This window comes from Arcticibacterium sp. GJ41-1, assembly GCF_055808875.1.
The window spans coordinates 1783500-1808751 of sequence record NZ_CM147888.1; the positions used below are offsets into that span (position 1 = coordinate 1783500).

The window sequence follows — 25252 nt, forward strand, 5'->3', positions numbered from 1 at the left end:
AAATAATGTAGTGAAAGAATCGACAAACCCCAGAGGGGTGATATGTTGTTTTCTCAAGAGATGAGAACGAAGAATAATTGTTAAAATGTTGGCAAAGCCCCATCGGGGCGAAATATCGGTAGATAAATAATGTTGTCACAGAATCAACAAACCCCGTAGGGGTGATATGTTGTTTTCTCAAGAGATGAAATCGAAGAATAATTGTCGAAATGTTGGCAAAGCCCCATCGGGGCGAAACAACGGTAGATAAATAATGTTGCCAATGAATCGACATATCCCGTAGGGGAGACATGTTGTTTTTCAAGAAATGGGGACGAAGAATAGGCTTCAAAATGTTGGCTAAGCCCCGTCGGGGCGAAACATTGGTAGATGAAAAATGTTGTCAAATAATTAAGAAACCCCGTAGGGGTGATATGTTGTTTTTATTGAGAATTCATTCGTCGTTTTTCCCACATCGTGGATGAATAAATCTGTTAATCCAATGCCCATCTAAGACCAAAGAACCCTCTTATTCCCTGATTTGGGGCATAAACATAACTTGGGTCAAAAGTCAATCCGTAAGGATTATTGACCGTAGGTACCACATCACCAGCATCATTGAAAGTGACTTCTTTGTCAAACGGGTCAAAGGAGCGTGCAATGCTATTTGCCGCAGGCCTAAAGTTTAAAAGGTTTTTTACACCACCGTAAAGCTGTAAAGAGCTTTTTTTAGGCGAATACGTAAACTGAACATTCTGAATACTCCACCATGGTGAGGTATCAGGTCTTGGGTCAGCATCTCCAAGAACTGGAAGTTCCATAGGACTGTAAAGGTTTCCTGTATAGTCTAGCGTTAAATTAAGTTTAGTCAATGTGTAAGAAGCAGACCATGTTCCGCTAAAATGTTCTGTTAAAAGAGGTCTGGTAGTGGTGCCATTTTCTATCAGGGTATTATCCATGAGTGTGGCCCCGGTCAATAGTTTCAAACCATTGGCAAAGTTAAAATCAACATTGGCCGAAATACCCTTTGAAACAGCATAGCCGTCTAGGTTATCGTAGATAATCCTTTGTGGGTCTGTGTCATAGTCAGGTACTATTCTGTTATTGAAATGCGTATAGAAAGCGGTGAAGTCTAGTCCAATAAAGCCACTGTTTTTAGTAAAAAACTTACCCATATAATTAAGGTTGGCATTTATACTCTTTTCAGGTTCTAGTTCGCTGAGTATGTCAACTTTTCTAGCTCCTGTGAGGGCGGCATGGTCTTCTGTAAAGAGGTTGACTACTCTAAAACCTGTACCTACATTCAGCCTGACAATGTTCCATTTGTTGAGGTTGTATTTGTAAGCTATTCTCGGCGTATTTATGCCGCCATGTTTTTGATGGTAGTCAAACCTATAACCCAGTAGCACCTTTTGTTTTTCATCTATCGTTATTTCATCCTGAATGAAAACACCTGGTAAAAGGCTGTTTTCGGGTTGTGTAATGTCAATGTTTTCTGCGGAAGCTGTGGCAGGGGTGTTGTCATCATAAAATGTATGACGAGCCGCTATTCCAGAAAGAAGGTCATGGTTTTTGAGAGATTTGTCCCATGTCAGTTGGGCGAAACCAATATTCTGTTTAGCAAAGAAAGGCAGGTCGCCGTAATAGGAATCTTGGTCGTGATTATTATAAGAGAATGTAAGAGCTAGCTTTTCGGTGGTAGGTAATTCATATTTACCTAAAAGCTCCCATCTTTTTGTATAAATACTCTCTCCATACTTTTCTGTACCACCCCTAAAGGCCTCTGTCCAGTCCATTTCACCTCCCCATCTGTTTTCATAAAAATATCTTCCTGCTATGTTAAAGTATTTGTTGCCGCTGTGTTTTACGCTCCATTTATGAAATAATGAAACGCGGTGCTGTAAAGTGACGTCGGTGAAATTATCGCCGTTTTTATCGAGTGGATTTTGATAGTTGTAGTAATTGACGCCCGTCAAAGTTTGAATCTTAGTCCCAATAGCATTCTTAAAACCTAAGTCTACATTTAGCTCTTGCCAGTCGGTAGCCATTACATCTACCGATAATTTGGGAGCTTTCAGCGGCGATTTTGTAATGATATTAATTAGTCCACCCACGGCTTCACTTCCATAAAGAGATGAGGCAGGACCTTTCACCACTTCCACACGCTCTATCAGCGAGTTCGGAATTCCAGAAAGGCCGTACACGGTAGACAGGCCACTAACTATAGGCATGCCGTCTAAAAGCACCATGGTGTAGGGACCTTCCAATCCATTTATATGTATGTCGCCTGTGTTACAGACATTGCAGTTTAACTGCGGACGTACGCCATTTACGTTTTGCAAAGCCTCAAAAACATTCGGAGTAGGGTTTCTTTTGAAAAACTGAGGCGTATATATTTCTACGGGAACGGGCGTTTCCAATCGACTAACCTCTTTCATGGTTCCAGTGACCACAACTTCGTCTAAGGAAGATGCCAGTGGCGTCAGAGTGATTTCTATAGAAGTGGTTTCACCTGCTACTAATTCTAAATCAAGCTCTTTTTTTTGAAAACCAACAGAACTGACACTTAGGTTTATTTGCCCTGCTTTTAAATTAGAAATACTGAATATCCCGTTTTCGTCAGCCTGAGAACCTTGCGAACTACCTTTTATAAGTATGGTAGCAAAGGAAACAGCTTCCCCTTTCTCATTTGATATTTTGCCTGTTAGAGTGCTGTTTTGGGCAAAAACGTTTCCAAGAGTGAGGAAGGTTAAAATGAAAAGTAGGTGTTTCAAATAATTAAATTAGTTTAATGTTTAATAAGATTATATGCAAATATAAATAAAAATTTAGGCTAGTCTAAAAATGTGCAAAAAACTTTGCTCTTGAAATTTAGAAATGTGGCATAACCTTTGAAATTAGGTAGTAAACAAAAACTGATAAAATGAAATTTTTAGGAATAGGAAGTAGAGTGAAACATGAAGAATATGGCTTAGGCGTAGTTATGAATGTACATTCTACATATTATGATATCACTTTTTATAATCAGGGCAGCGAGCGAGTTGACCTAGAAGAAGAACTAGAAATTATAGAGTATGTAGGAGCAGAGAATGACATGGTTTCTATGTTTGATGTGGAGCAAACACTGATAAAATTGCTTCAAAAATGGAATGGACAAACAGAAACGGTGCCTTTGGGAGATAGATGGAAAGGCGGAACACTTGTTCTAAAACCAGCTGACGAAAACCTTACTTCTAAAGAAATGCCAATAGAAACCTTCTTTCATAAGATAGTGATGATGCGTGATAAACTGCGTGTGCTAGAGCAAAAGGTAAATGCCAGTGATTTGTCTGACGAAGCCAAAGTAGATTGTCAGCAATACATTACACGTTGCTACGGTTCCATGACCTCTTTTAATGTTCTATTTAAGGAAAAGGAACATCAGTTTAGTACGAAGTAACATCAATAGAGCTATTTCATTTGTCCCATAGGTACACCACATGGGTAACAAGAATATCAAAAGGTACATCCAATTTGTCCCGTAGGGACGAAAACATCGGTAGAAAAAAAACAACGGAACAAGCCTTTAGTCCCTTAGGGACGTTACATTGATAACAAATGATGTCAAGCCTCGGAAAACACCTTTTCGAAATGTGTATTTTTACATGCAAATCAACACAATAGTTTCTAACAGCCAACATTGATTTGTAGCTTAAATTAAAGGCTTTAGACCTTGATTGAAATTACTTTGAAAAAATAAAACGCCCTCTTGCAATTGATTAAAAGATTTAAGATATTTGCACCCCAATTGAGGAGTTGCTTCGTGAAAGCAACAGAATTATACTAAACGAAAGAGATTATGTCAAAGGTTTGCCAAATCACCGGTAAGAGAACAAGAGTTGGAAACAACGTTTCTCACGCGAATAATAGAACGAAGAGAAAATTTTACCCAAATCTTCAGAAGCAGAAATTCTTCTTGGAGTCGGAAGGTATCTGGGTAGAGCTTAAAGTCTCTACACAAGCTATGCGTACTATTAACAAGAAAGGTCTTGAAGCTACTTTAATACAAGCAGCTAAGAAAGGTACTCTTTCTTTGTAAAAGATATTTTATAAGAAAGGAAGGGTCGACCGTAAGGTTTGACCCTTTTTTTGTTGTTTAAGATTCTGTAAGAATTCTCTTAAAAATTGAAAACCGATATTCAGTGAATTTAGCTCAAAGAGTAGAAAATACCGCCGCTTTTCTAAAAGAAAAGACATCTTATTTCAAACCTCAAATAGGGATTATCTTAGGAACAGGCCTTGGAGGTTTACTGAAAGATATTGAAGTAGCTTTCGAAATTGCCTATTCAGATATTCCAGGTTTTGTAGAGGCTACTGTGGAGTTTCATTCTGGTAAACTTGTTTTTGGTACGCTTTCTGGCAAAAGGGTGGTTTGCATGTCGGGGAGGTTTCATTATTATGAAGGCTACAGCATGGAGCAGGTTACTTTTCCTGTAAGAGTGATGGATAGTTTGGGTATTGAGAGGCTTATTGTTTCTAATGCTGCTGGTGGGATGAATCCAGACTATGCGGAGTCTGATTTGATGATAATAGACGATCATATATCGTTGTTTTTACCAGAGAGTCCTTTGGTAGGGGAGTGCATAAAAGGCGACAGATTTCCAGACATGTCGGAACCTTATGATGCAGAAATGATTCAGTTGGCTCAGGATATAGCTTCAGAAAACTCCTTTGACCGAGTACAGCAAGGTGTTTACGTTAGTGTGAGTGGTCCAGCTTTAGAAAGTAAGGCAGAATATAGGCTATTAAGACTAGTAGGAGCAGATGCCGTAGGAATGAGCACCGTGCCTGAGGCTTTGGTGGCTATCCAGGTAGGTTTAAAAGTTTTTGCTATTTCTGTAATTACAGACCTTTGTATTCCTGAAACATTAAAGAAAGCCAAGATTGAGGATATCTTAAATGCTGCGTACGCCGCAGAACCTCAAATGACTACCATCATTAAAGGGCTTTTAGAAAGGGTCAAATAAATATTTGCGTTTTTTAGTTAGGCTTAATACAGCATCCTGCAGAATATTTGAGTGAAAAACACTCAATACAGCAATGTCTTTATTCCAATATATGTTCTTTTTTAAGAATTTTTTAAGAAAAGTAGTGCCGGTAATGTTCTTATAGCTAACTTATTAAGTTGTTGGCTTAAAAGGGGAGTGTAATATTAATGTGACTTGTTAGTTTCCTTCAGTCTAATAAGTGTATTCCATCAACAAGTATATGGCTTTAGATGGCAACATTTTTTTTACATTAAAACCCCTTTTATATATGTCAATTAATTTACTAGATCTCGCCAAAGGTTATCTTTCAAACGCAGCAGTAGGACAAGTTTCAGAATTTTTAGGAGAAGACTCTTCCTCCGTTGCTAAAGCCTTAAGTGGTGCACTGCCAACAGTTTTGGGAGGTATAATGAATCAAGCATCTACAGAGAATGGCCTTGGCTCTTTAATGGGCCTTTTAAATCAAGGTGGAAATTCTAGTATTTTAGACAATCTTGGTGGAGTTTTAGGAAATCAATCTAAAGCAGCGGATTTGCTAAGCGGTGGTTCTGGCCTTTTAAGTACACTTTTCGGAGATAACTCTGGTGGTATTATAGATGCTATTGGTTCATTTAGTGGTCTTAAAAAATCATCATCATCATCTATTATGAGTTTGGTGGCAGCTTTACTGATGGGTGTGATAGGAAAACAAGTAAAATCTAAAGGGCTGAGTCTTTCTGGTTTGGCAAGTATGCTAATGGGTCAGAAAGAAAATGTGGAAGCAGCTATGCCAGCAGGGCTATCTGGTGTGAGTAACATGTTAAACTTTGGTAAACTAGGAGATTATAAAGGAAGCGTATCTTCCGCTAAAGCGGCAATAGAAGATGTAAGTACAGGAAGTACTGGCGGAGGAAACTGGATGAAATGGTTGTTGCCTATTTTGGCTGTTTTAGCCGCTATCTGGGCATTTAGAACCTGTTCAGATGATGTGGCTGATGCAGCTGGAAATGCTACGGATGCTGTGACTAATGTGGCAGGCGATGCAGCAGGTGCGGTTACAGATGCGGCAAATGGAGCAGCAGGTGCGGTAACGGATGCGGCAAACGGAGCGGCAGGTGCGGTTACAGATGTAGCTAATGGAGCGGCAGGTGTTGTTACTGATGCAGCGGGAAATGCTGTTTCTGCAGTAGGTAATGGTATTTCGGCCTTAGGTGATTTCTTTAAAAGAAAATTGCCAAATGGTATTGAGTTAAATATTCCAGCAAACGGTATTGAGTCAAAGTTATTGAGTTTCATATCTGATGGTACTGTAGATGAAACTACGTGGTTTAACTTTGATAGAATCAATTTTGCCACGGGTAGTTCAGCTTTAACTGCTGAATCTGCGGAGCAAGTCAAGAATATCTCAGATATTTTAGTGGCTTATCCTAAAGTGAAATTGAAATTAGGTGGCTATACTGACAACACAGGAAGTGCTGATGGTAACTTGAGGCTTTCTCAAAATAGAGCTAACAAAGTAATGGCTGCAATTTTGGCCAATGGTATAGACGCATCAAGATTAGCTGCTGAAGGATATGGTTCTGCCCATCCGGTAGCTAGCAATGATACAGAAGAAGGTAAAGCTCAGAATAGAAGAATAGCTGTTAGAATTACTGCAAAGTAAGCCTCGATTTTAAGAATAAAACTCCAGCATCAAGTTGGAGTTTTGTTTTGTATTGACAGTTCAGTATATATTGAAAGTATAGAATAAGATGAATATTTATATTCGAGAAATATTGAATTTAGGTTTGAAATGGGTTTAATATAGAGCCTTGTAAAAAATAGCTCTGTGAGGAATTAGCTTTAACTCGATACGTCTTCACCACATTTATAACAAAAAGTACGTTTACCCAATGATTTTTTTTCGGAGCAATACGTGTATGATACTGTTTCGATATATTTCCTATTTAAGGTTTGACCCATTATCGGCTAATTTTATTAAACAGCTTAAACAGTGGAATCTTGATATAATTCCTTTAACTCTAATGACCACTATTTTTAATGAACATCAAGAGAGAGTAAGTCGATTTCCTTTCTGAGTTTTGTTAGTAAGTATAAACAGGCCGACTCGCTAAGTTTTAATCGATAATGCCCTTGCTAAGACTAAGTTATACTTTGTAGGATTGTTTTGGGAAAATTTAGTATTTTAGGCGATTGATAATGAACTGATTTGTCTATATCAAGTTGATGGAGAGCAGACTATTTATGTGACTTGTTAGCTTACTTAAGTCTAATATAAGTTGACTCATCAATAAGAACATCTTGGGATGGCGAATTAGTTTTTTAGAATAAAACCCCTTTATATGTCAGTTAATTTAGTAAAGCTAGCCTATGGTTATCTTTCAAACTCAGAAATCGGTGAAGTTTCAGAATTTCTTGGAGAAGATTCTGAAGCAGTGTCTAAAGGATTAGCGGTGGCTTTACCAACCATTCTTGGTGGCGTAATGAGTCTTAGCTCTACCAAAGAAGGTTTAGGTTCCTTAATGGGGCTTGTTAATCTAGGAATTAATTCTGGGGTTTTGGATAACCTAGATGGGCTATTAAGTAATAAATCACAGTCTCAAGGGCTCTTGAATAATGGGTCTGGTTTGGTTTCTTCTATTTTAGGAAATAAAGCGAGTGCTACAGCTGACGCTATTGCCTCTTTTAGTGGTCTTAAAAAAACATCTTCTTCATCTCTCTTAAGCATTGTAGCTCCTTTGCTAATGAGCGTCATTGGCAAGCAGGTGAAATCTGACGGGCTTAACCTTTCTGAACTCGCAAATATGTTAATGGGTCAAAAAGAACATATAAAAGAAGCTATGCCAGAAGGTATGGCTAGCGTGTCGAATTTTGACAAGATAGCTGCATCTAAAGTGGGCTTAGCTGGGACAAAACCAGGATTAAGCTTAGGTAAAAGTAGTTGGTTAGTTTATCTAGTGCCTGTTTTAGTTGTCTTAGTAGCTATTTGGGCATTTAGAGGTTGTTCAGGTGATGTTTCCGATGCAACTACTGTTCGGGTTACAGATGAATCAAATAATGGACAATAACAGTAGTATTTAAAGCTACAAGTATGTCAGTTGACATAGTGGAAGATTCGGCTCTAGTTAACGGTATTTCGGGCTTGGAGAGTTTTTTTTAAGAAAATTGCTAATGGTGTTGAGTTAAATATTCCGAGAAATTGCATTTAATCTAAACTGTAAAGCTTAATCTATAATGGTGCCGTGGGAAAATCAAAGCGTTCAATTTTTCTATTTTAGAAATATAGAGGATGAGTTGTTAAACAGTATAATTTAATAGGGTTTTAAAAACTCACATCACATCAACTTCAGACGAGTAAAATAGAGGCGTTAGCTTGATAAGTCCTCACCACATTTATAGCAATATGTAGCGTTTCTACGATGATTTTCTGCGGAGCAATGTATGCATGAAACTGTTTTAATATCTTCCTTCTTTAAAGTTTGACGTGTTATTTCCGAACTCACTATTCCTGTTGGAATAGCAATGATTCCATAACCCAATATCATCATCAAACTTGCAATAAACTGGCCTAATACCGTTTGAGGGGCTATGTCGCCATAGCCTACGGTGGTTAGTGTTACCACAGCCCAGTATATACTTTTCGGAATACTAGTAAATCCAGCCGCCTCATCTTCTATCAAAAACATGACTGTTCCTAAAATGGTACATAAGATGATGATGGCAAAAAGAAAGACAGCAATCTTAGTTTTAGAGGCTATCAAAGCCACTCTTAACTTGTTAGACTCGCCTATGTAAGTACCTAGCTTAAGAATCCTGAACATTCTCAAAAGTCTAAGTGAACGGAAGGCTAATAATGCCCCAGAACCTACAAAGACCATAGAAAGGTATTTTGGAATAGTAGCCACGAGGTCTATTACGCCATAAAAAGAGAAAATATAACTCCAGGGTTTTTTAATGCAGATAATACGACAAATGTATTCTATGGTAAATAAAATTGTGATGGTCCATTCGGCAATATTAAATACATTATGATAGCGAGTATCAAGGCTTTTGACACTGCCCAGCATAACTAATACTACAGATGCCAGTATTAGCCATAACAAAGCGACATCAAAGAGTTTTCCCTCCTTGGTGTCGGCTTCGTAAATAATTTCGTGCATTTTATCTCGCCAATCTCTTTTCATAAACATAAATGTAATGAAAGATGACGATTAAGCTCTAAAAGAGCTTTCTGAACTTGATAGTGTTATCTATCTCTCTAAGTTCTTCTAAGAACTCAGGTGAATAAGATCTATTTACATCCATAATTACATACCCTATGGTTTCATTAGTCTTAAGGTATTGACCAGAAACGTTAATGTCATGTTTGGCACATAGGCTATTGATTTTAGCCATGATACCAGGTACATTTTTATGAATATGCATTAGTCTGTGGCTTTCACCCAACATAGGCAGCTGCACTTCAGGGAAGTTTACACTACCTGTAGTACTTCCGTTATTCATATATTCTAAGAGTCTTTCAGGCACATAATGACCTATCATCTCTTGAGCTTCTTCTGTACTTCCACCAATGTGCGGAGACAAAATAACGTTCTCCATACCCATCAATTCACTCTCAAAAGGCTCTTTGTTGGTTTTAGGCTCCTTAGGGAACACATCCACACCAGCTCCTGCTATTTTTCCAGACTTAAGAGCATTTACCAAGGCAGGTATTTCTACCACAAAACCTCTAGCAAGGTTAAGGAAGATAACGCCGTCTTTCATTTGAGCAAACTCTTTCGCAGTAATGAGGTCATTGTTTTCAGGTCTTCCGTCAATGTGTAAACTAACCACATCAGACACCGCAAAAACTTCTTCCATGCTTCTGCATTTGATAGCGTTCCCTATTGGCATTTTGTCCATAGCATCATAGAAGTAAACTTCCATACCCATGGCTTCTGCCACTACAGAGAGTTGCATACCAATGTGCCCGTAACCTATCAATCCTAGCTTTTTGCCTCTAATTTCAAATGCATTAGTGGCAGATTTGTTCCAAACACCCCTGTGCATTCTTTCGCTATTAGAAGGAATTTTTCTAATAAGCATTATCATTTCTGCTATGGCTAGTTCCACCACAGAACGTGTATTACTGTAAGGTGCGTTAAAAACTGCCACACCCATTTCAGTACATTTTTCTAAGTCAATTTGGTTAGTACCAATACAGAAAGCACCTACCGCTATTAATTTTTCTGCATGCTCTAAAACCTCAGCTGTAAGCATTGTTTTAGAACGAAGTCCAACGATAGAAGCATCCTTGATTTTTTCAATCAACTCTTCTCCGTCCAAAGCTCCTACATGAAAGTCAACATCAAAACCTTCTTTCTTAAAAGCCGCTACAGCCGCTTGGTGTACGTTTTCTAATAAAAGAATTTTTATTCTAGATTTTGGGTAAGATTGGCTTCTTGGCATGTGGTTCATCCACAGTATTTCGTCAAGGCTTTTAACCACCTCATCGGCCACCGCTACTACTTTATCACGTTTTACATTTTCTATAAAAGCATAGAATTTTTCAGCTAAACCACTTTGTCTTATTTCATAGTCTGTAAAACCGTCACCTATTACATGAACTTCGCCATCAAGATTAAGTGATTTTACCAGTTTTACTTTTCCGCCGTTACCGGCCAAAACGTTTTCAGTATCAGCACCTGTGATATTGCCTTCGGCATCAAAAGTGAAAGTGTTGGCGTAAATATTTTCTTCTTTAACGCCTAAGCCTGTAGCTACAGGAACTATAAAGTCCTTAAAACCACTTGATAATATTATTACCTGGTCAGCACAGTGCTCAAAGAATACTTCGTTTCTAGCAAAGGAATCTGAAATGTTATCTTTCAGGAAACTTACTAATTCGTCAATATGAGTTTTGTTAGCACTTAACAGGGCCAATCTTTTAGAAAGGGCTTCTGCAAAGGTTAGCTCACCACTCATGCCTAAATCGGTCAATCTTCTGATTTCTGCAACAGTCTCCTCTTGATTGGCGGAGCCCTTTAAGGCAATTTTTGCAAGTTCATCTAAGCCTTCTACTTTAGTAAAAGTGCTATCAAAATCTATTATGAAGTATTTTTTAGGTGTTGTACTAGCCACAGTAAAAAGCGGTTTTTTGTGATTGAAAGGTTCAAAGTTAAATACATTTCTAATCTCCCTAAGTGACAGCAGATTCAAAAATGAAAAACATTAGATTAGTTAAGTTTTAACTATATATAATGCAAAAATCTAAGGGACGGGGTCATAGCCACTACTTCCCCAAGGATGGCATTTTCTTAATCTGTTAATAGTTAGTCTAAAGCCTTTAAAGAAACCATGTTTGGTAAAGGCCTGAACAGAATATTCTGAGCACGTGGGTTCAAACCTACATGCCGGTGGAAACCAGGGAGAAATGGCTGCTTGGTAAAGTCTTACAATAAAGATGGCTATGTATCGCATAAAAAAGAAAAGCCTTGATTTATTAGTTAAACCAAGGCTTGCTAGAGAAAGTGCCGATTATCAATTATAAACGCTTTCTTTTCCGAATTTTACGGTTAGCCATGCGTATACTACTGCTCTATATTTGTTTCTGTTAGAGCTACCTAATTTATCCATGCATTCAGCTATAGCTGCATCTAAAGCAGGGCTATCAGCCAATCCTAATTTCTTAATTAAGAAGTTTGTTTTTACGCGGTCTAATTCCGACTGGTCAGAACCAGAAACTTTTGAAGAATCAGGATTATAAATAGAAGGGCCCAGTCCTTTAGCCACACTGGTTAAAAGAGATTCACTAAGGCCTAATCCTAATTCGGCATTTTGAGCTTTATAAAGCTCCACACATTCTGCAAATTTACTCATGCTTGTATTGTTAAGTTTAAGGGAGTTATTTTCTATACAATGTTAACATTTTTATTTTGCCTTACCATGAATTTTAGGGCATTTTTGGTACGTATATTACTCTATTTCTGGTAAGTAACGAATTCCATGTAAGAAATTCCAACGTATAGTGAGACCGAACATGAAATTACTTCCGTTTAGTATTAATTCAGAACTTTTAGATTCAGTGAAATTGCTTTCCACAGTCATGTTTCCCCTGAGAATACCTTTGGCATTGATCACATATTTTGCAAAAACGCCTATTTCTATAGGATTAGCTAAACGGTTAATTAGCTCTAAGCCTAGCTCTCCAGAAAAAGGGGCAGCTTTTTGTGTAAAATTACCAGTAACAGTCAAAGTGTCGGTATAGCCGTTTTGACTTAATCCAGTGGGTAGTCTAAACCCGTATTCTGAGAGTGTAGTATTTTTTCTGTCAATAGCATAAGTTATACCTGTAGTGAGATTTATTCTTGTGTTTTTGGTGATTTTGTCAAGAGTGAAAAGTCTTTTCTTGAATTTTAAACTTACCCCATGACTTGTTTCGTTTGCAGTAAACTGGATAGGAGCTCTTAAACTACTTTCGTACAACTGCCATTGTAGTTTTAAAGGGTTGTTAATATAACCTAATTCAGCTTGCCAACGGTCATCATGGTTAACACCAAAGTATGCTTCACCATAAGTTGCATCAATTTTGTCTGCTGTAAGATTACCTGCAAAGTCATTATTTGTTTTTTGAGAAGCTAGTTTTAAACCGCCATTTCCACCAAAATACCAGTAAACCTTTTCGGTTTTTAGATTAGGTAAAGCTATTTCATTATTAGTAAGGCTTCGTTCGGTAGGTCGTTGATAATAGGGGGAGTCTTGTCCAAAGGAAAGCCCTTGGAACAAAAACAGAAAACCAAGAAGAATGACAGGCGTATAAACTTTCTTCATCATTTTCAGATACGGAAAATCAGATTATTTGGCTGCTTTTTTAATAATAGCTTCAAAGTAAGCTAAGAAGTTTAAGACAAAAAAAGATTATTTGAGTTCATTGGAAATAGTAAATTTCGTAGTTTCGTGACAAATTTAAACGTATCAAAAAATGTCTGAAAGCGTATCTACAAAAATTCCTAGTTGGTTAATGATTGTTGTCTATCTTGCAATACTAGCAGTCTTGGCAATTTTTGGTGATTTATTCATCTTTATTCTTGGGACTATTTTGGAAACCATAGTTTTTGCTGTGGGATATAATGCTTCGCAAGAACACCACTAAACTGGGGTGATAATAAATTAAAATTTAAGGGCAACCTTTCCTTTCTTTCATACGTATTGGCTTAGAATGAACGGTAAGGCTATCAATTCCGAGTTTTTCGACTTGATCGAAAAATGCAAGAAGGGTGAACGTGGTGCACAAAAAAAACTGTACACCAGTCACTATGGCTTTGCTATGTCAATATGTTTAAGATATTGTAAAACCAAAGAAGAAGGAGAAGAGGTTTTAAATAATGCGTTTCTGAAGGTTTTTAAAAACCTAGAAAGGTATGATTCCTCCCATTCTTTTAAGAATTGGTTTAAGAGGATTCTGATAAATGCTTCTATAGACTTTTATAGAAGTCAGCAAAAACATTACTACCATCAGGATATTAATACTGCTTTTTCTCTTAAAAGCAACCTCCAAAATGCAGAAGGCGATTTAGGCCATGATGAGCTCATGTGTCTGGTACATGAATTACCAATGGCTTATAGGACAAACTTCTGTCTGTTTGCCATTGATGGTTTTTCTCATGATGAAATATCAAAAAAGCTTGGCATTAGTATAGGTACATCAAAATCAAATGTATCTAGAGCAAGGAAGGTTTTAAGAGAGAAATTAGTGTCAATAGCTGAGCGTTCGAATATTATAAAATGAAAGATTTTAAAAACATGAAGGATGCTGACCTCGACAAACTCTTCCAAGAGTCTGCCGACCAGTCTGTGCCTGATTTTAAGGAGTCTTCCTGGGATAAAATGGCCGCTTTATTAGATGATAACGAAGGACCAGTAGCTACATGGTGGAAGAAACCCTTGATTTATTCCAGTATCATCTTGCTTTTATTGTCTATTTCATATGTAGGTATTAAAGTGTTTGATAAAGAAGCGGTTAAGAATTCCATTTTAAAAACTACAGAAGTGGATTCCATTAAGGGAGAGTCAAATTTAGGAGAAGTGTCAAACGCTCTAAGTTCTCCAAAAGGAGAACGAAGTACTCGTAATATTTTAGATGAAAACACTGAAAAGGAGATTGTGATAGGAGCCGAGCGGTTGGAAGTAAGGGTGCCAAAACTGACTCATGAAAAAATGGTAGAAGATAGGTTTGAAGTAAAGAGGAAAGCTTCTGACTCAAATAATAGAGAGCTAGTAAAAGAAAAGAGTAGATTAGGAGAGGTGTTAGGTGATGAAGTTACGGCTTCCAAAAAGGGTGTAAACCTGAATGCTGCACAAAGAGTGAAAAGTAGTTCGGTGAAAATGAACAGGGGAGAGGTATTGTTTGAAGAAGGTTTTGGAGTAGAATTTTCAAAAGCTTCTGGCGAGAATGAATTGACATTAGAAAACCAAAAACAAGTAAATAAACAGTCTTTTAAAAGTGAGATGGTTTTATTGTCTAAACTGGCTGCTAAGGATTTTAAACCCTTAAATGTAGGTTTTAACACACAAATGATAGTGGCTCCTGAAAAGGTAACAATGGAAATAGCCGAGATAGAAAACCCAGCAAAGGGTTTTGGTTTAAGACTAGCATTTTCTCCAGATTTTAGTGTGGTACCAGAAAACTCTTTCTTTAAAATAGGGCATAATTGGGCGGCACTTTTAGAATATAGGTTTAATAATAAGTGGAGTATTCAAACGGGTGTAATTAAATCTCTAAAGTACTATCAGGCTAACCCTGCTCAGTACAAATGGCCAGAAGCTTGGGGAGACGCACCTGCTGAGTTAAATCAAATTGATGCTCGCTGCAGCATGATTGATATTCCTCTCAATATACGGTACGATTTTACAACTACTAGAAACAGATGGTTTGCTCAGGCAGGTCTTACCAGTTATTTAATGCTCAAAGAAAACTACGATTATATATTTGCTAGCAATTATAATGACCAGGTTTGGAAATCGTGGGAAGGGAAAACTGGTTTTTACCCTGCTGGAGTAGTCAATTTATCTGGAGGATTGGAAAGAAGGATATTTAAGAAAATGTCTATTCAGATAGAACCATTTTTCAAAGTTCCGGTAGGAAAAGTTGGTTACGGAAAGGTCAAATTGGCCACAGCAGGCCTATTTATTTCTACAAAGCTTCCTTTAAGAAATTAAGGAATCAACCTTTTCTGTTTGCTTCTCGTATTAACTGCATATTATTCCAAACTTAAAAATTTTAGAAATATGCAAAAGAGCGAATTAAACAGAGGACAATTTTTGAAACAATTAGGCATGAGTTCAAAAGCTCTTATGGCTTTTTACTGCATGGGTACTTTGGCCGCTTGTAGTTCAGATGACGACGTAGAACCTCAAAGTAATAATAACCCGAGTGGTCAGCAAGGGGCAAGTGACGCCATAGTAGGAAGTTCTACAGGTTCTAGTATTAATTTTACAGCTGACTTAACTCACTCCAGTTTTTCAAAACTTAAAACGGACGGAGCTTTTGCTTATGCAGGCGATGTGATTATTGCTAATATTGGTTCTGAAAGTTATATAGCTCTCTCGAAGAAATGTCCACACCAAGGTACTTCTGTGGAGTATCGTCTAGATAATAATGATTTTAGATGCCCTAATCATGGTTCTGAATTTGCTACTTCGGGAGCAGTTACTAAGTCACCCGCAGCTTCAGGACTTACCGTTTTTAATGCAGTTCTTTCCGATGATAAAAACAGTTTGACCGTAAGGGCTTAATTTAGCAGTAATTATTAAAAGATATGTACATGAAAAAATGGACGTTGTTTTTTGCCTTGATTTTCGGAGTGTTTTCGATTTCTATTGCTCAGGAAATTTCGCTAGATGACTTAATGGGCGATATTGACTCAGAAGAGGTAGAGCCTGCTTATTTACCAGAAAAGATGCTCTTTACACAAAAAATGCTTTGGGGCGAAAATGGTTTATACAGAAAGGTGGGTTTTGCTCCTAAAGAATTAACCGCAGAAAGCAGACAGCGAGAGTTAAAAGCTAGGCGTACCATGTTTAAAATACATCAAGCTACTGGATTTTTGGCTGCTGCAGGCATGATAGGTCAGGCCATTCTAGGACCAAAGTTATATAAAGACGGAACTAATTTTGACGTTAGAAAAGCCCATAGGGGAGTGGCTTTGGGAACGAATATAGCCTATGGAACTACCGCTTTAATGGCTTTAACATCACCGCCACCTATGGTGAACAGGAAGAAGTTTGATAATATTAAATTACATAAACTTATGGCTATTACTCATTTCACAGGAATGATAGCTACCAATATTTTGGCTCAAAAAGCCAGTGGGGGGAAAGTGGATAAAAAATGGCACCGAGCTGCCGCAGTAGGAACTTTCGTGGTTTACACAGCTTCTATTGTAACAATCAAGTTGGAATTTTAAGAAATCAATTATTATGAAAAATTTAATATTGGCATTAGGAGTAATCCTTTGTCTTGGAAGTTTTGCGACTAATATGCCTGCTAAAAAGAAGGTAATAGTCGACACAGGTTCTTCCAGATTTATGTACGCCTTACATCATCCTTTACACAGCTTTGAGGCCGTAAGTAAAGACTTTAACGGAATTGGTGTTTATAATGAAGATTCTAGAAAGTTAGAAATTATTGCTGTAAAGGTGGCTGTTAATAGTTTTGATAGTGGTAACTCAAACAGAGACTCTCATGTTATAGAGACTGTGGACGCTTTGAAATATCCAAGTGTAACTTTTACTGCGGAAGAGCTTTCTTATTTAGGTGATAAGGTTACTGCAAAAGGTAAATTAGTCTTTCATGGCCAAACTAAACCATTTACTGTGGTTGGTGTACAAAAGTTAAGCAAAGGTGTTTTGTCAATCTCGGGTGATTTTGATGTAAACATGACGGAGTTTGGTGTAGAACCACCTAGCCTGATGGGTATGTCGACGGATGACGAAATTAAGGTGTCTTTTGACTTTAAGTTTAATATATAAGAACTAACTCCTTATATATCTAGGCCTCGCATTTAGTAAAGATGCGGGGCTTTTGTTTTTACTGGTTTCAGAGGAGATTCAGTGGGCTAAATAGGGGAGTCCTTTGGTAATAGGAGATTTATTACATCAAAAAGGAATGTGTTTTGTCTGTTTTAGAATATTAGTAAGGACATAAAAAAGCCTCGTAACTTATAAAAGATACGAGGCTTATATTTATGAAATTCTTATGGAATTAAAACTCCCAAAGGTTATGCTCAAATTCGATTAGCTCATATTCCAATTCTTGAGATTTGTTCAAAGCCTCTTTTGGAGACTTGTACTGCTGGTCAAGATACCTGTCAGAGGAGCTAGATTTCTTAACTATTCTACCATGGAAAAGTCTAAGTTCAAATGCATCTGCCAAGTTAATATGCTTAGCCGTGTTAGCTTCGTTGTACCATACTGCATTAGGGTTATTTCTAAAGAAATGCTCCAAATCAGTATATTTGAACGTAGCTAAAGTTTTTTCTAAACCATCATTTGATGCTTCTGCTGGTATTTTGATGCTTATGGTTTGAATATCGAAATATTGACGAGAACGTTGTCTATCAAAAATCCAATCTTCTTTAAGCTCTAAAAGATAAAACTCATTAGGAAACATTTCATATCCGTCTGAAGGAGCTTGTGTGCTGGCAGCAGCCACCGTTCCATCTTGAGAATTATCTTCTGTAGTAGTTTCTTCACCCCAGCCATCATCTGTACCACCAGTGCTACTTTCTCCCCATCCGTCATCAGTTCCAGCATCATCTGTACCAAAACCTGCGTCTAGTTCTTCTTGAGATAAACCACCGCCTTCAAAACGCTTGAACATTCGTTCGTTAAATTCGTTTAAGGTCAGCCTTTCTTCAAGTTGATCATCAGAGTAAGCATCTAAAATACCAGATTTAACACCTTCAATAAGATATTTTGTAATCTCATTGTTATTGGCAAAAAGAGGTTGATTCTGCTTCTCTCTTAAATCTACTCTTCTCCATAGACCTACTTTATAGGCTACGTTTGATTCGTGAATCGGGCGAAGAGACAAAGGGTTCATACCATTGTCTGATTTTTCCTGACCAACAGCCATTTGACTTATCACAAGACCAGTCAAAATAGCTAGCGATTTGATTTTTCTCATTGTCTTTTTCTTTTAAAATTATCTCAAAGGAATCTGGACAGTCATCTCTCCTACATTGACTTCTTCCGTTTCTCCTTTAAAGTTTCTTCTCATTACTTTATTAATAGTAATTATATAACGATCACCAGCCTCTGCATCGCGTGCAATAGAGCCTAAACTTTGACTTCCGCTTACACCTTTTAATCTTCCTTTAGGTCTTACACCAGAAGCTAAGAAAACATCGTAGTCTGTAACTCTAAAGCTAGCATCCTCAGGATTATTATTTTTAAAGTCTTCGTCTGAAATTGCTTGAACGTTAATTGTTCTTACAGAAGATGCAGCAAGACCTTTTTGACTAACATTATCTGTTACGGGAGCATTATTTGCTAAAACCTGAATAGTAGGCTTAGGTACACGTCTCACCTTGAAAGGGAATGACTGTAAGTTCACTCCATCATTATTAACATTTAACACTACTTTACTTGCATTAGGTACTACGGTTACGTTTCCGCCACCACCGGCAATAAAGTCAGCACCTTGTCCAGAGAATGTAGGCTTAAATAATGGCCCAAGACCCGGTGAGCTAGTTTGTAATTTATTGGCACATCTGAAATAAAGTGCTGGCAATGAAGCCGACTCTAACTGTACAGATGGTTTTAATACGGTGTAAGTTTCTTCTTGTTCTACTAATTCTGTAGAACCATCAGGCTTGGGATAAGAGATAGTTGCTTTATAAGACCTTTTCAATTGTCCGTTGCTATCATATTCTCCTCCTTGGGCCCTTGTTTCGTAAGTACCTTTACCATCAATTACTGTTAATGGAGAACCATTAATGCTAATTTTTGGTGTTATAGCACTTGAATAAGCTCCAATAGCTACATCAGCTTTGTATGTTTGGCCAGCTACCACGGTTCTAGAATCTGGAATAACTACAGCAAAAATCTTATCAAACTTAATTTCTTTAGCACCTACTTGCTGTGCAAGATGACTTAATACTTCAGCTTCTTGTCTTCTAATTTCAGACTGTTTTTGGCTTAAAGAAGCCAGTGCAGCAGGAACAGGAGTGGCTAAAAACATTACTTGAGCAAAATCTTTATTCAATTCACCTGGGTCTTTAGTTCCGCTAAAAGCGGGATCATCCTTCGCATCAGGAGCAAGGTCAGAAAGTTCAACAGCACCTTTGGCGTATTTAGAAATTCCTGCGGTGTATGCTCTTAATTTTTGTTGAAGTACGTAACCTTCTCCATTTTTTTTGTCGGCTGGGCCAACAAAAATATTTGAAACTTTTTCTTCCTCTGCAAGATTGACGATTTGATTAGTTTCAGGGTCAATACCCTTACCCGCTTCTTCTACAATTCTGTTACGCAATGTTTCAATGTAGCTATTGATTTGAGCAGTAGCACTTCTTACGCTGTCAGCAGCATAAAGTAACTGTACGTACTCTGGTTTATCGCCAGCTTTTTTTACAGCTTCTTTCATAGACTGAATAACTCTTTCGTTAGAAGTATTCGCCTGAATGTTAGAAGCTATTAAACTATTGTCAATCGTAAGGAATTTTTGAAGAATCGAATTGCTGACCTGTAAAGCTAACATTGCTGTAAGCACCAGGTACATCACATTTATCATCTTCTGCCTAGGTGATTCTTTTCCACCAGCCATAATATCTTATTTTTAAACGGTTTATTATTTCTTTAAAGAGCTAGGATGTTTATCCTTTCATTGCTGAAAGCATACTTCCGTAAACAGAATTAAGAGAAGTTAAATTAGTCGTTAGCTTGTTTAACTCTTGCTTGAAATTCTGTGTGTCTTTAGATGCTTCAGACATGTCTTCCATTGCAGAAGAAAGGTTACCGTAAAACGAGTTCATCGCTTTAAGGTGCTTGTTTGTGTCTTGAAGTTCTAATTCATAAACCGCGTTTAAAGCACCCATGTTTTGAGTGATTTTTTGAAATTGGTCTCTGTAATCTTGAGCATCTTTAGTGGCATCAGCCATGCTATTCATAGCAGTAACTGCTACACCGTAAGCATTATTCATCTCACCTACTTTCTGAGAAGCTGCGTTTACGTTAGCTGCATATTCTTTTGTTGCTACTGTAGCATCTGAAATTTCACCTAATCCGCTTACCGTTTCTGTCAATTTATTGAAACCCAATTTAAGGTTGTCAAAAACATCAGAACCGATTCCGGAATCAGCAAGCATGTTGTCCATTTTAGATGTTAGGCCAACGTTTTCAGTAGAAACAGCTTTTCTAGGAGCTCCAGAAAAGTCATCAGAAAGTTCAGGGTATACATTTTCCCATTTGTACTCAACATCGGGTCTAAGTACTACTTGGAATGCATAAAGTAAGAAGATAAGAGCTTCTGTTCCTAATCCAATTGGCAGGGCAATACCAGCCCAGTCATAATGTTGAATTTTACCTAATGCACCGACAATTACGACTGCCGCTCCAAGTCCATAAAAGAAAGGAATAACTTTATCCCAAAAAATGCTAGGTTCTCTGTTTGCTGCCATTAGAATGAATAATTAGTTTAATAATTTGATTGGTTTATTTATATGAATTAGAAAAGCGGTTGTGAAACCGCTTATTGTTTTTACTCTCTACCTGGTATAGAACCAAGTCTGTCCATTACGTTTCTGAATCCGATGTATGAGCGAGTAGTACTTCTATACTCAAAAGTAGTAGTACCAGTTTCTAAAAAGTAAGCTACATCTTTCCAAGAACCACCTTTAATAACTTTTCTTGGCTCATCAGGATCATCATATACTGGATTTAAATCCCATGTTACTGGCATGTAAGACTCTGAGTAAGCATCTTGAGTCCATTCTGAAACATTGCCGGCCATGTTGTATAATCCAAAATCGTTAGTGTTGAATGAATTAGCTGGGGCAGTGTAAGAGTAGCCATCCGCTCTGTAGTTACCTCTGTAAGGTTTGAAATTTGCTAGGAAACATCCTTTTCCATTTGCCACATACGGGTTACCCCATGGGTATTTAGCACCTTCTTTACCTCCTCTAGCAGCCCATTCCCATTCAGCTTCTGATGGAAGTCTAAATCTAGGAGACTTAAATTGACCGTTTTCTTCTCTAAATGCATTGTATTGTTTTGACCTCCAATCGGAGAAATACTGTGCTGCATCCCAGCTAACACCTACTACCGGGTACATGTCAAAAGCAGGGCTTGAGAAATAGTATTCAGTCATTTGGTCGCCGTTATGATAAGAGAAATCTCTGCTCCATACGGTACTGTCAGGAGAAAGTTTTGAAGTAATGTATTCTTCGCCTAATACTGATACAGAGTCGGCAAACATGTAATTTACAAAAGTCCTGTACTCATGATTGGTAATTTCAGTGTCATCCATATAGAAAGGGTTAATCGTTACCCTTTTATTCATTGAAACTCTAGATGAAAGTATATCTTGGTCTGCTTGTCCCATGGTGTATGAGCCTGAAGGAATTAAAACCATGCCCGTAGGTGCGGTTTGTTTGTATCCTTTTCGAGCCGTGGCCACCACTTCACCATTGGTAAGACCGTCTAAGCCATCACCTGCGATATCTCCTCCGCCATTTTTACCAATCCCCACTTTCTCCATGGTCTTATTAAGGAAGCCGCAACTTTGCAACACCAATAGTGGCATCACGATAAGCAAAGTTTTTGATAATGTTTGAAACTGAAACCTGTTCATATAAACAAGATGTTAATTATTAGTATTTTAAGCCTGTTAGTCCTAAAGAACAGACTAAAAACGTAGTCTGTTTCCTTATTATTGTGAAAATAAATTAAAGTTCGCAGAAAATGCGGAAAGCACATTTCTGTTTCCTTTGTCTTATTTCAAGAGTTCAATTTGCATAAATCATGCCAATCAAATTCATTAATTAATATAGATCCTAATCAATTACGCATTTTGCTGGTAACTAGACTGTAAATCAATGTTAATATCTATATCGCGGAGTACGAATAATAGATTTTTTTCCAGAACGAGGAGGGCTTAAAGTATAGGAAAGCATTAGCTCGTGAGATGTGGTAGCTTTGGCTAATTCACCAAAAACTACATAATCAAGAGCATAACCTATTTTAAGCTTCTTATTCAGGAGATTACCACCTATTAGGAAAGATGCCGCATCTTGCCACCTGTAGTTTAACCCTGCCCAGTAGGATGAGTTATAGGAGACTAAAGCTCCAACTTCGGGTGACACTGTTTTAAAATCGCTTTTTATGACAAACATAGGACGTACGTCCAATGTGTAAGATATGCCAATAAGGAAACTTCCATTTAAATAGAGACTTCTATTCAATGGGTTTTTTCCTGTTAATGTTGAAAACCCAAAAGAGGGCTGATTAATATGTTTTACAGAAAGTCCAAGTTCATATGAGGGGTTATAAAGATAAACACCTGCACTTACGTCAATTTGAGATTCGCTAATTTTTGAAGTAGGGATAACATCATCATCAGGTTCCCTTGGTCTAAATTCACCACCATCCAGTGTTCTTGTAAATAATCCAGCAGAAGCTCCTATGCCTAAAGTATTGTTTCCTACTCTTTTATGAAAGGCGTAAGAAAAGTTGATTTCTCTGTTACCACTCCCTCCTCCAATCTGGTCGTTCATAAAGTAGAGGCCTAAACCTCCCTTTAATTGCGAAAAGGGCACTGAAGCTGAAATTAACTGGGTTTGTGGTGCCCCACCTGGGTCAAAAGTTCCTGTGTAGCCAGACCATTGCGTTCTGTAAAACGCGGTAATATCTGTTTGACCACCTAAGCCAGCAGCTCCCGGGTTAAGATAAAATCTATTAAAAACGTATTGAGTAAACTGAGGGTCTGATTGGGCAAAAGTTAATTGACCAAAGAGGCTCAAGGTACTTACCAAGATTAAGTTTTTAATGCTGACGAGTTTATCCAAAGATTTAATTGTTTGTAGTAAAACGTACCGAATTAATTCCAATTATGTAAGGATAACAAATTTTATCAATATAAAATCTCTTTAGGATGTATATCGTCTTAATATTTGGAAGTTTGACCGTCGTTTTTACTTAGGAAATCTATAAATTATTAGCTTCTTTAATATACAATTCTAATGCTCCTGTCATAGAGGGGGCATTTGGTAGCGGTGCTTGAATGTCACAAATTAAACCTTCATCTTTTATGGCCTGAGCCGTAGTAGATCCGAAAGCTGCAAGTCTTGTGTTTTTTTGCTGCCAACCTTCAAAGTTTTGGACTAATGCTTGAACACCAGATGGACTAAAGAAACAAATGACATCATAAAAAACCTCGGTCAAGTCAGATAAATCTGCAGGCCCAGTTTCGTAAATGATGGCTTCTGTCAGAGAAATTCCGTTTTTCTCCATCATATCAGGAATACTGTCATTTCTAATATTTGAACATGGAAATAAGAACTTTTCTTTTTTATTCTTAACCAAGAATGGTTCAAGATCGGCTGCGGTTCTAGTTCCGGAGAATATCTTACGCTTTCTAATGGTAATGTATTTCTGAAGGTAGTTAGCCGTTTGCTCCGAAATACAGAAGTATTTCATGTCAATTGGCATTTCTATTCTTAACTCTCCACAAAGTCTGAAGAAGTGGTCAACAGCATTTCTACTTGTAAAAATGATGGCCGTATGGCTAAGAATATCAACTTTTTGCTTTCTAAACTCTTTTGAAGACAATCCGTCAATAGCAATAAAGTTTCTAAAGTCTACTTTGATGCCATATGTTTCCTTCAATTTGTCGTAAGGCGTATTATTTTTCCCTGCTTTTAATGGGTCAGATAAGGTGACTAAAACACTTTCTACCTTTTTCTTTCTTTCCTTCCCAAGATCTTGCTCTAAGTTTTGACTCATTCTAGAGTAGCGTATTTTGATTGTTAATTGGGTTAACGAAAACCTGAGTGCTACATCACTCATAGTCTATTGGAAATTTCCAGATGTTCTATTTAAACCTTTAAATTTTAAAATATTCTAAATTGTTAGTCTATCAATTTTAATTTAAAAAGCAAATCCGATACCTATAAAAACTGGCAGAATTTCAACGACACAAAGGTAAGCAAATAAATAAACACTTTGAATACCTGTACTTTTTAAAATAGTGAAGTAAACGAGTGCGGTACGCAATCCATAAATCAAAAAGCCCATTAAAGGTAAAGTAAAACCTAAGTTTAGGTTAAGGGATGAGGGTGTTATAAAATAGGCGTAAAGCCCAATTCCAATTATAAAAAAAGCAAAAAGATTAAACTGAATTACTTTGAAATAATGAATATTGATAGACTTTTCTAAACCGAAAAGGTTTCCTGCAATGTTTAGGAGGAAGTATTTTCCTAAGTAGCCTGCTACACAGAGAAGAGTTACTTTGAGGAATATAAATAAGAACGAAAAACTACTCAGTACCTCAGTATGAGGGAATTGATTTTGGAACATATAAATCCCTTTTCCTCTAAGGAGCAAGTAGAAAAAGCTGCTGAGCATACTTAAAAGCACCAAAAAAGTGATATTTATCTGATTAAGGGGCTTGCTAATAAGTAGTTTAGTGTCTCTTATTTTGACAGTGAGTAGGTCTTGAAAATTAAAGTACTCATTAAATGCTTTTGGGTTAATTACACTTAAAAGTGTTAAAAACGTGAAAATTATGAGCAGGAGTATGATGTAAACATTGAAGTTAGCGAGTTGTTCTCTTAGCTTCATGTTAAAAAGGTTATCTCTAATAATTTTAGAAGAAAGGGTAGCTTTACTCACTTTGCTACCTATAATCATCTCTTTATATTGAGGGTTTGTGCTTCCGTAAAAAGATAGAGCTATTTGTTCACCATAACTATTGAGCTCTTTGATAGGAATTTCTAACCATTCGTCTTCTGCTAGATTTTTGTAGAGCAAGCCATTGATAAACACATAACTCTTAGGTACGTCAGTTCTAATCAAGAGCGTAGCATACTGGTATTTGGCGGTTTCAAAGAAAACGGTGTGAGCAGAATTAGGGGGAGTAATACCCTCTATATATGGTTCGTAGGCCTTCTCTTGTTCATTGTAAACATGTAGATCCTGCGATAAGTTATATACCACAAAGTATCCATCTTCGGGGCCAGTTTTAGCACCGTAGGCAGTTTGCACGAATAGGAGGAGAAATAGTATTTTAAGCT

Annotated in this window: 24 protein-coding genes; 11 read left to right on the forward strand and 13 right to left on the reverse strand. The window is 37.3% G+C overall.

What is annotated here, in order from left to right; all coding sequences use genetic code 11:
- Nucleotides 1-473: 473 nt before the first annotated feature.
- Nucleotides 474-2753, reverse strand: a complete 2280-nt coding sequence (locus tag AC0L6O_RS07180) for a TonB-dependent receptor (RefSeq protein WP_473307413.1) — start codon at nt 2751-2753, stop codon at nt 474-476.
- A gap of 149 nt (nt 2754-2902) precedes the next feature.
- On the opposite strand from AC0L6O_RS07180, the gene AC0L6O_RS07185 reads away from it, so the two are divergent.
- The 5 genes from AC0L6O_RS07185 to AC0L6O_RS07205 all read left to right on the forward strand — a co-directional run bounded on the left by AC0L6O_RS07185 (nt 2903) and on the right by AC0L6O_RS07205 (nt 8053).
- Nucleotides 2903-3418 (forward strand): hypothetical protein, encoded by a 516-nt coding sequence (locus AC0L6O_RS07185; protein WP_473307415.1) that lies wholly within the window; start codon nt 2903-2905, stop codon nt 3416-3418.
- A gap of 399 nt (nt 3419-3817) precedes the next feature.
- Nucleotides 3818-4057, forward strand: a complete 240-nt coding sequence (rpmB, locus tag AC0L6O_RS07190) for a 50S ribosomal protein L28 (RefSeq protein WP_111372246.1) — start codon at nt 3818-3820, stop codon at nt 4055-4057.
- A 103-nt stretch (nt 4058-4160) separates the two neighbouring features.
- The gene (locus AC0L6O_RS07195) at nt 4161-4985 is read left to right on the forward strand and encodes a purine-nucleoside phosphorylase (RefSeq protein ID WP_473307417.1); all 825 of its coding nucleotides are present in this window, start codon (nt 4161-4163) and stop codon (nt 4983-4985) included.
- Nucleotides 4986-5274: 289 nt separating this feature from the next.
- Nucleotides 5275-6648 carry a DUF937 domain-containing protein gene (locus AC0L6O_RS07200; RefSeq protein WP_473307419.1) on the forward strand — a complete coding sequence of 458 codons (1374 nt, stop codon included), beginning with the start codon at nt 5275-5277 and terminating at the stop codon, nt 6646-6648.
- A gap of 679 nt (nt 6649-7327) precedes the next feature.
- Nucleotides 7328-8053 carry a DUF937 domain-containing protein gene (locus AC0L6O_RS07205; RefSeq protein WP_473307421.1) on the forward strand — a complete coding sequence of 242 codons (726 nt, stop codon included), beginning with the start codon at nt 7328-7330 and terminating at the stop codon, nt 8051-8053.
- Nucleotides 8054-8353: 300 nt separating this feature from the next.
- Here the strand turns inward: AC0L6O_RS07205 and AC0L6O_RS07210 are convergent, their stop codons facing one another.
- The 5 genes from AC0L6O_RS07210 to AC0L6O_RS07230 form a co-directional block, all read right to left on the reverse strand.
- On the reverse strand, nt 8354-9169 hold the full coding sequence (locus tag AC0L6O_RS07210; protein ID WP_473307422.1) for an ion transporter: 816 nt from the start codon (nt 9167-9169) through the stop codon (nt 8354-8356).
- 34 nt (nt 9170-9203) lie between these two features.
- Nucleotides 9204-11105 (reverse strand): phosphoglycerate dehydrogenase, encoded by a 1902-nt coding sequence (serA, locus tag AC0L6O_RS07215; protein WP_473307423.1) that lies wholly within the window; start codon nt 11103-11105, stop codon nt 9204-9206.
- A 129-nt stretch (nt 11106-11234) separates the two neighbouring features.
- Nucleotides 11235-11444 (reverse strand): membrane protein insertion efficiency factor YidD, encoded by a 210-nt coding sequence (gene yidD / locus AC0L6O_RS07220; protein ID WP_473307425.1) that lies wholly within the window; start codon nt 11442-11444, stop codon nt 11235-11237.
- A gap of 60 nt (nt 11445-11504) precedes the next feature.
- Complete coding sequence (locus AC0L6O_RS07225; protein WP_473307427.1) at nt 11505-11843, reverse strand: DUF2853 family protein; 339 nt, start codon at nt 11841-11843, stop codon at nt 11505-11507.
- A gap of 96 nt (nt 11844-11939) precedes the next feature.
- A complete protein-coding gene (locus AC0L6O_RS07230; protein WP_473307429.1) occupies nt 11940-12797 on the reverse strand; it encodes a hypothetical protein in 858 nt (285 codons plus the stop codon).
- Between the two features lie 148 nt (nt 12798-12945).
- Here AC0L6O_RS07230 and AC0L6O_RS07235 point away from each other — a divergent pair, with 148 nt between their 5' ends.
- The 6 genes from AC0L6O_RS07235 (at nt 12946) to AC0L6O_RS07260 (ending at nt 16994) form a co-directional block, all read left to right on the forward strand.
- Nucleotides 12946-13116 (forward strand): hypothetical protein, encoded by a 171-nt coding sequence (locus AC0L6O_RS07235; RefSeq protein ID WP_473307431.1) that lies wholly within the window; start codon nt 12946-12948, stop codon nt 13114-13116.
- A 66-nt stretch (nt 13117-13182) separates the two neighbouring features.
- Nucleotides 13183-13752 carry an RNA polymerase sigma factor gene (locus AC0L6O_RS07240; RefSeq protein WP_473307433.1) on the forward strand — a complete coding sequence of 190 codons (570 nt, stop codon included), beginning with the start codon at nt 13183-13185 and terminating at the stop codon, nt 13750-13752.
- Nucleotides 13749-15182: an outer membrane beta-barrel protein gene (locus AC0L6O_RS07245; RefSeq protein WP_473307435.1), complete on the forward strand. Its 1434-nt coding sequence runs from the start codon at nt 13749-13751 to the stop codon at nt 15180-15182. The genes AC0L6O_RS07240 and AC0L6O_RS07245 overlap by 4 nt, the downstream gene beginning before the upstream one ends.
- A gap of 69 nt (nt 15183-15251) precedes the next feature.
- Nucleotides 15252-15758, forward strand: a complete 507-nt coding sequence (locus tag AC0L6O_RS07250; RefSeq protein WP_473307436.1) for a QcrA and Rieske domain-containing protein — start codon at nt 15252-15254, stop codon at nt 15756-15758.
- Between the two features lie 29 nt (nt 15759-15787).
- Nucleotides 15788-16429 (forward strand): hypothetical protein, encoded by a 642-nt coding sequence (locus tag AC0L6O_RS07255; protein ID WP_473307438.1) that lies wholly within the window; start codon nt 15788-15790, stop codon nt 16427-16429.
- A gap of 13 nt (nt 16430-16442) precedes the next feature.
- Nucleotides 16443-16994, forward strand: coding sequence for a YceI family protein (locus AC0L6O_RS07260; RefSeq protein WP_473307439.1), 552 nt, complete (start codon nt 16443-16445; stop codon nt 16992-16994).
- 232 nt (nt 16995-17226) lie between these two features.
- Here AC0L6O_RS07260 and porN read toward each other — a convergent pair whose 3' ends face one another.
- From porN to AC0L6O_RS07295, 7 genes are all read right to left on the reverse strand, one after another.
- On the reverse strand, nt 17227-18150 hold the full coding sequence (porN, locus tag AC0L6O_RS07265; RefSeq protein WP_473307440.1) for a type IX secretion system ring subunit PorN/GldN: 924 nt from the start codon (nt 18148-18150) through the stop codon (nt 17227-17229).
- A gap of 18 nt (nt 18151-18168) precedes the next feature.
- On the reverse strand, nt 18169-19788 hold the full coding sequence (gene porM, locus AC0L6O_RS07270; protein ID WP_473307442.1) for a type IX secretion system motor protein PorM/GldM: 1620 nt from the start codon (nt 19786-19788) through the stop codon (nt 18169-18171).
- Nucleotides 19789-19837: 49 nt separating this feature from the next.
- Nucleotides 19838-20641, reverse strand: coding sequence for a type IX secretion system motor protein PorL/GldL (gene porL, locus AC0L6O_RS07275; protein ID WP_473307444.1), 804 nt, complete (start codon nt 20639-20641; stop codon nt 19838-19840).
- Nucleotides 20642-20721: 80 nt separating this feature from the next.
- Nucleotides 20722-21813, reverse strand: coding sequence for a T9SS ring complex lipoprotein PorK/GldK (gene porK / locus AC0L6O_RS07280; RefSeq protein ID WP_473307446.1), 1092 nt, complete (start codon nt 21811-21813; stop codon nt 20722-20724).
- 247 nt (nt 21814-22060) lie between these two features.
- The gene (locus AC0L6O_RS07285) at nt 22061-23026 is read right to left on the reverse strand and encodes a PorP/SprF family type IX secretion system membrane protein (protein WP_473307448.1); all 966 of its coding nucleotides are present in this window, start codon (nt 23024-23026) and stop codon (nt 22061-22063) included.
- 139 nt (nt 23027-23165) lie between these two features.
- Nucleotides 23166-23963 carry a uroporphyrinogen-III synthase gene (locus tag AC0L6O_RS07290; RefSeq protein ID WP_473307450.1) on the reverse strand — a complete coding sequence of 266 codons (798 nt, stop codon included), beginning with the start codon at nt 23961-23963 and terminating at the stop codon, nt 23166-23168.
- Between the two features lie 144 nt (nt 23964-24107).
- Nucleotides 24108-25223, reverse strand: coding sequence for a DUF4271 domain-containing protein (locus tag AC0L6O_RS07295; RefSeq protein ID WP_473307451.1), 1116 nt, complete (start codon nt 25221-25223; stop codon nt 24108-24110).
- Nucleotides 25224-25252: the final 29 nt, after the last annotated feature.

Coding starts and splice junctions, on each gene's coding strand:
- porM (WP_473307442.1), bottom strand. CDS start 19,788: ATGGCTGGTGGAAAAGAATCACCTAGGCAGAAGATGATAAATGTGATG.
- yidD (WP_473307425.1), bottom strand. CDS start 11,444: ATGCGATACATAGCCATCTTTATTGTAAGACTTTACCAAGCAGCCATT.
- AC0L6O_RS07210 (WP_473307422.1), bottom strand. CDS start 9,169: ATGAAAAGAGATTGGCGAGATAAAATGCACGAAATTATTTACGAAGCC.
- porN (WP_473307440.1), bottom strand. CDS start 18,150: ATGAGAAAAATCAAATCGCTAGCTATTTTGACTGGTCTTGTGATAAGT.
- AC0L6O_RS07230 (WP_473307429.1), bottom strand. CDS start 12,797: ATGATGAAGAAAGTTTATACGCCTGTCATTCTTCTTGGTTTTCTGTTT.
- AC0L6O_RS07255 (WP_473307438.1), top strand. CDS start 15,788: ATGAAAAAATGGACGTTGTTTTTTGCCTTGATTTTCGGAGTGTTTTCG.
- AC0L6O_RS07225 (WP_473307427.1), bottom strand. CDS start 11,843: ATGAGTAAATTTGCAGAATGTGTGGAGCTTTATAAAGCTCAAAATGCC.
- porK (WP_473307446.1), bottom strand. CDS start 21,813: ATGAACAGGTTTCAGTTTCAAACATTATCAAAAACTTTGCTTATCGTG.
- AC0L6O_RS07250 (WP_473307436.1), top strand. CDS start 15,252: ATGCAAAAGAGCGAATTAAACAGAGGACAATTTTTGAAACAATTAGGC.
- AC0L6O_RS07200 (WP_473307419.1), top strand. CDS start 5,275: ATGTCAATTAATTTACTAGATCTCGCCAAAGGTTATCTTTCAAACGCA.
- AC0L6O_RS07290 (WP_473307450.1), bottom strand. CDS start 23,963: ATGAGTCAAAACTTAGAGCAAGATCTTGGGAAGGAAAGAAAGAAAAAG.
- porL (WP_473307444.1), bottom strand. CDS start 20,641: ATGGCAGCAAACAGAGAACCTAGCATTTTTTGGGATAAAGTTATTCCT.
- rpmB (WP_111372246.1), top strand. CDS start 3,818: ATGTCAAAGGTTTGCCAAATCACCGGTAAGAGAACAAGAGTTGGAAAC.
- AC0L6O_RS07185 (WP_473307415.1), top strand. CDS start 2,903: ATGAAATTTTTAGGAATAGGAAGTAGAGTGAAACATGAAGAATATGGC.
- AC0L6O_RS07260 (WP_473307439.1), top strand. CDS start 16,443: ATGAAAAATTTAATATTGGCATTAGGAGTAATCCTTTGTCTTGGAAGT.
- AC0L6O_RS07245 (WP_473307435.1), top strand. CDS start 13,749: ATGAAAGATTTTAAAAACATGAAGGATGCTGACCTCGACAAACTCTTC.
- AC0L6O_RS07240 (WP_473307433.1), top strand. CDS start 13,183: ATGAACGGTAAGGCTATCAATTCCGAGTTTTTCGACTTGATCGAAAAA.
- AC0L6O_RS07205 (WP_473307421.1), top strand. CDS start 7,328: ATGTCAGTTAATTTAGTAAAGCTAGCCTATGGTTATCTTTCAAACTCA.
- AC0L6O_RS07235 (WP_473307431.1), top strand. CDS start 12,946: ATGTCTGAAAGCGTATCTACAAAAATTCCTAGTTGGTTAATGATTGTT.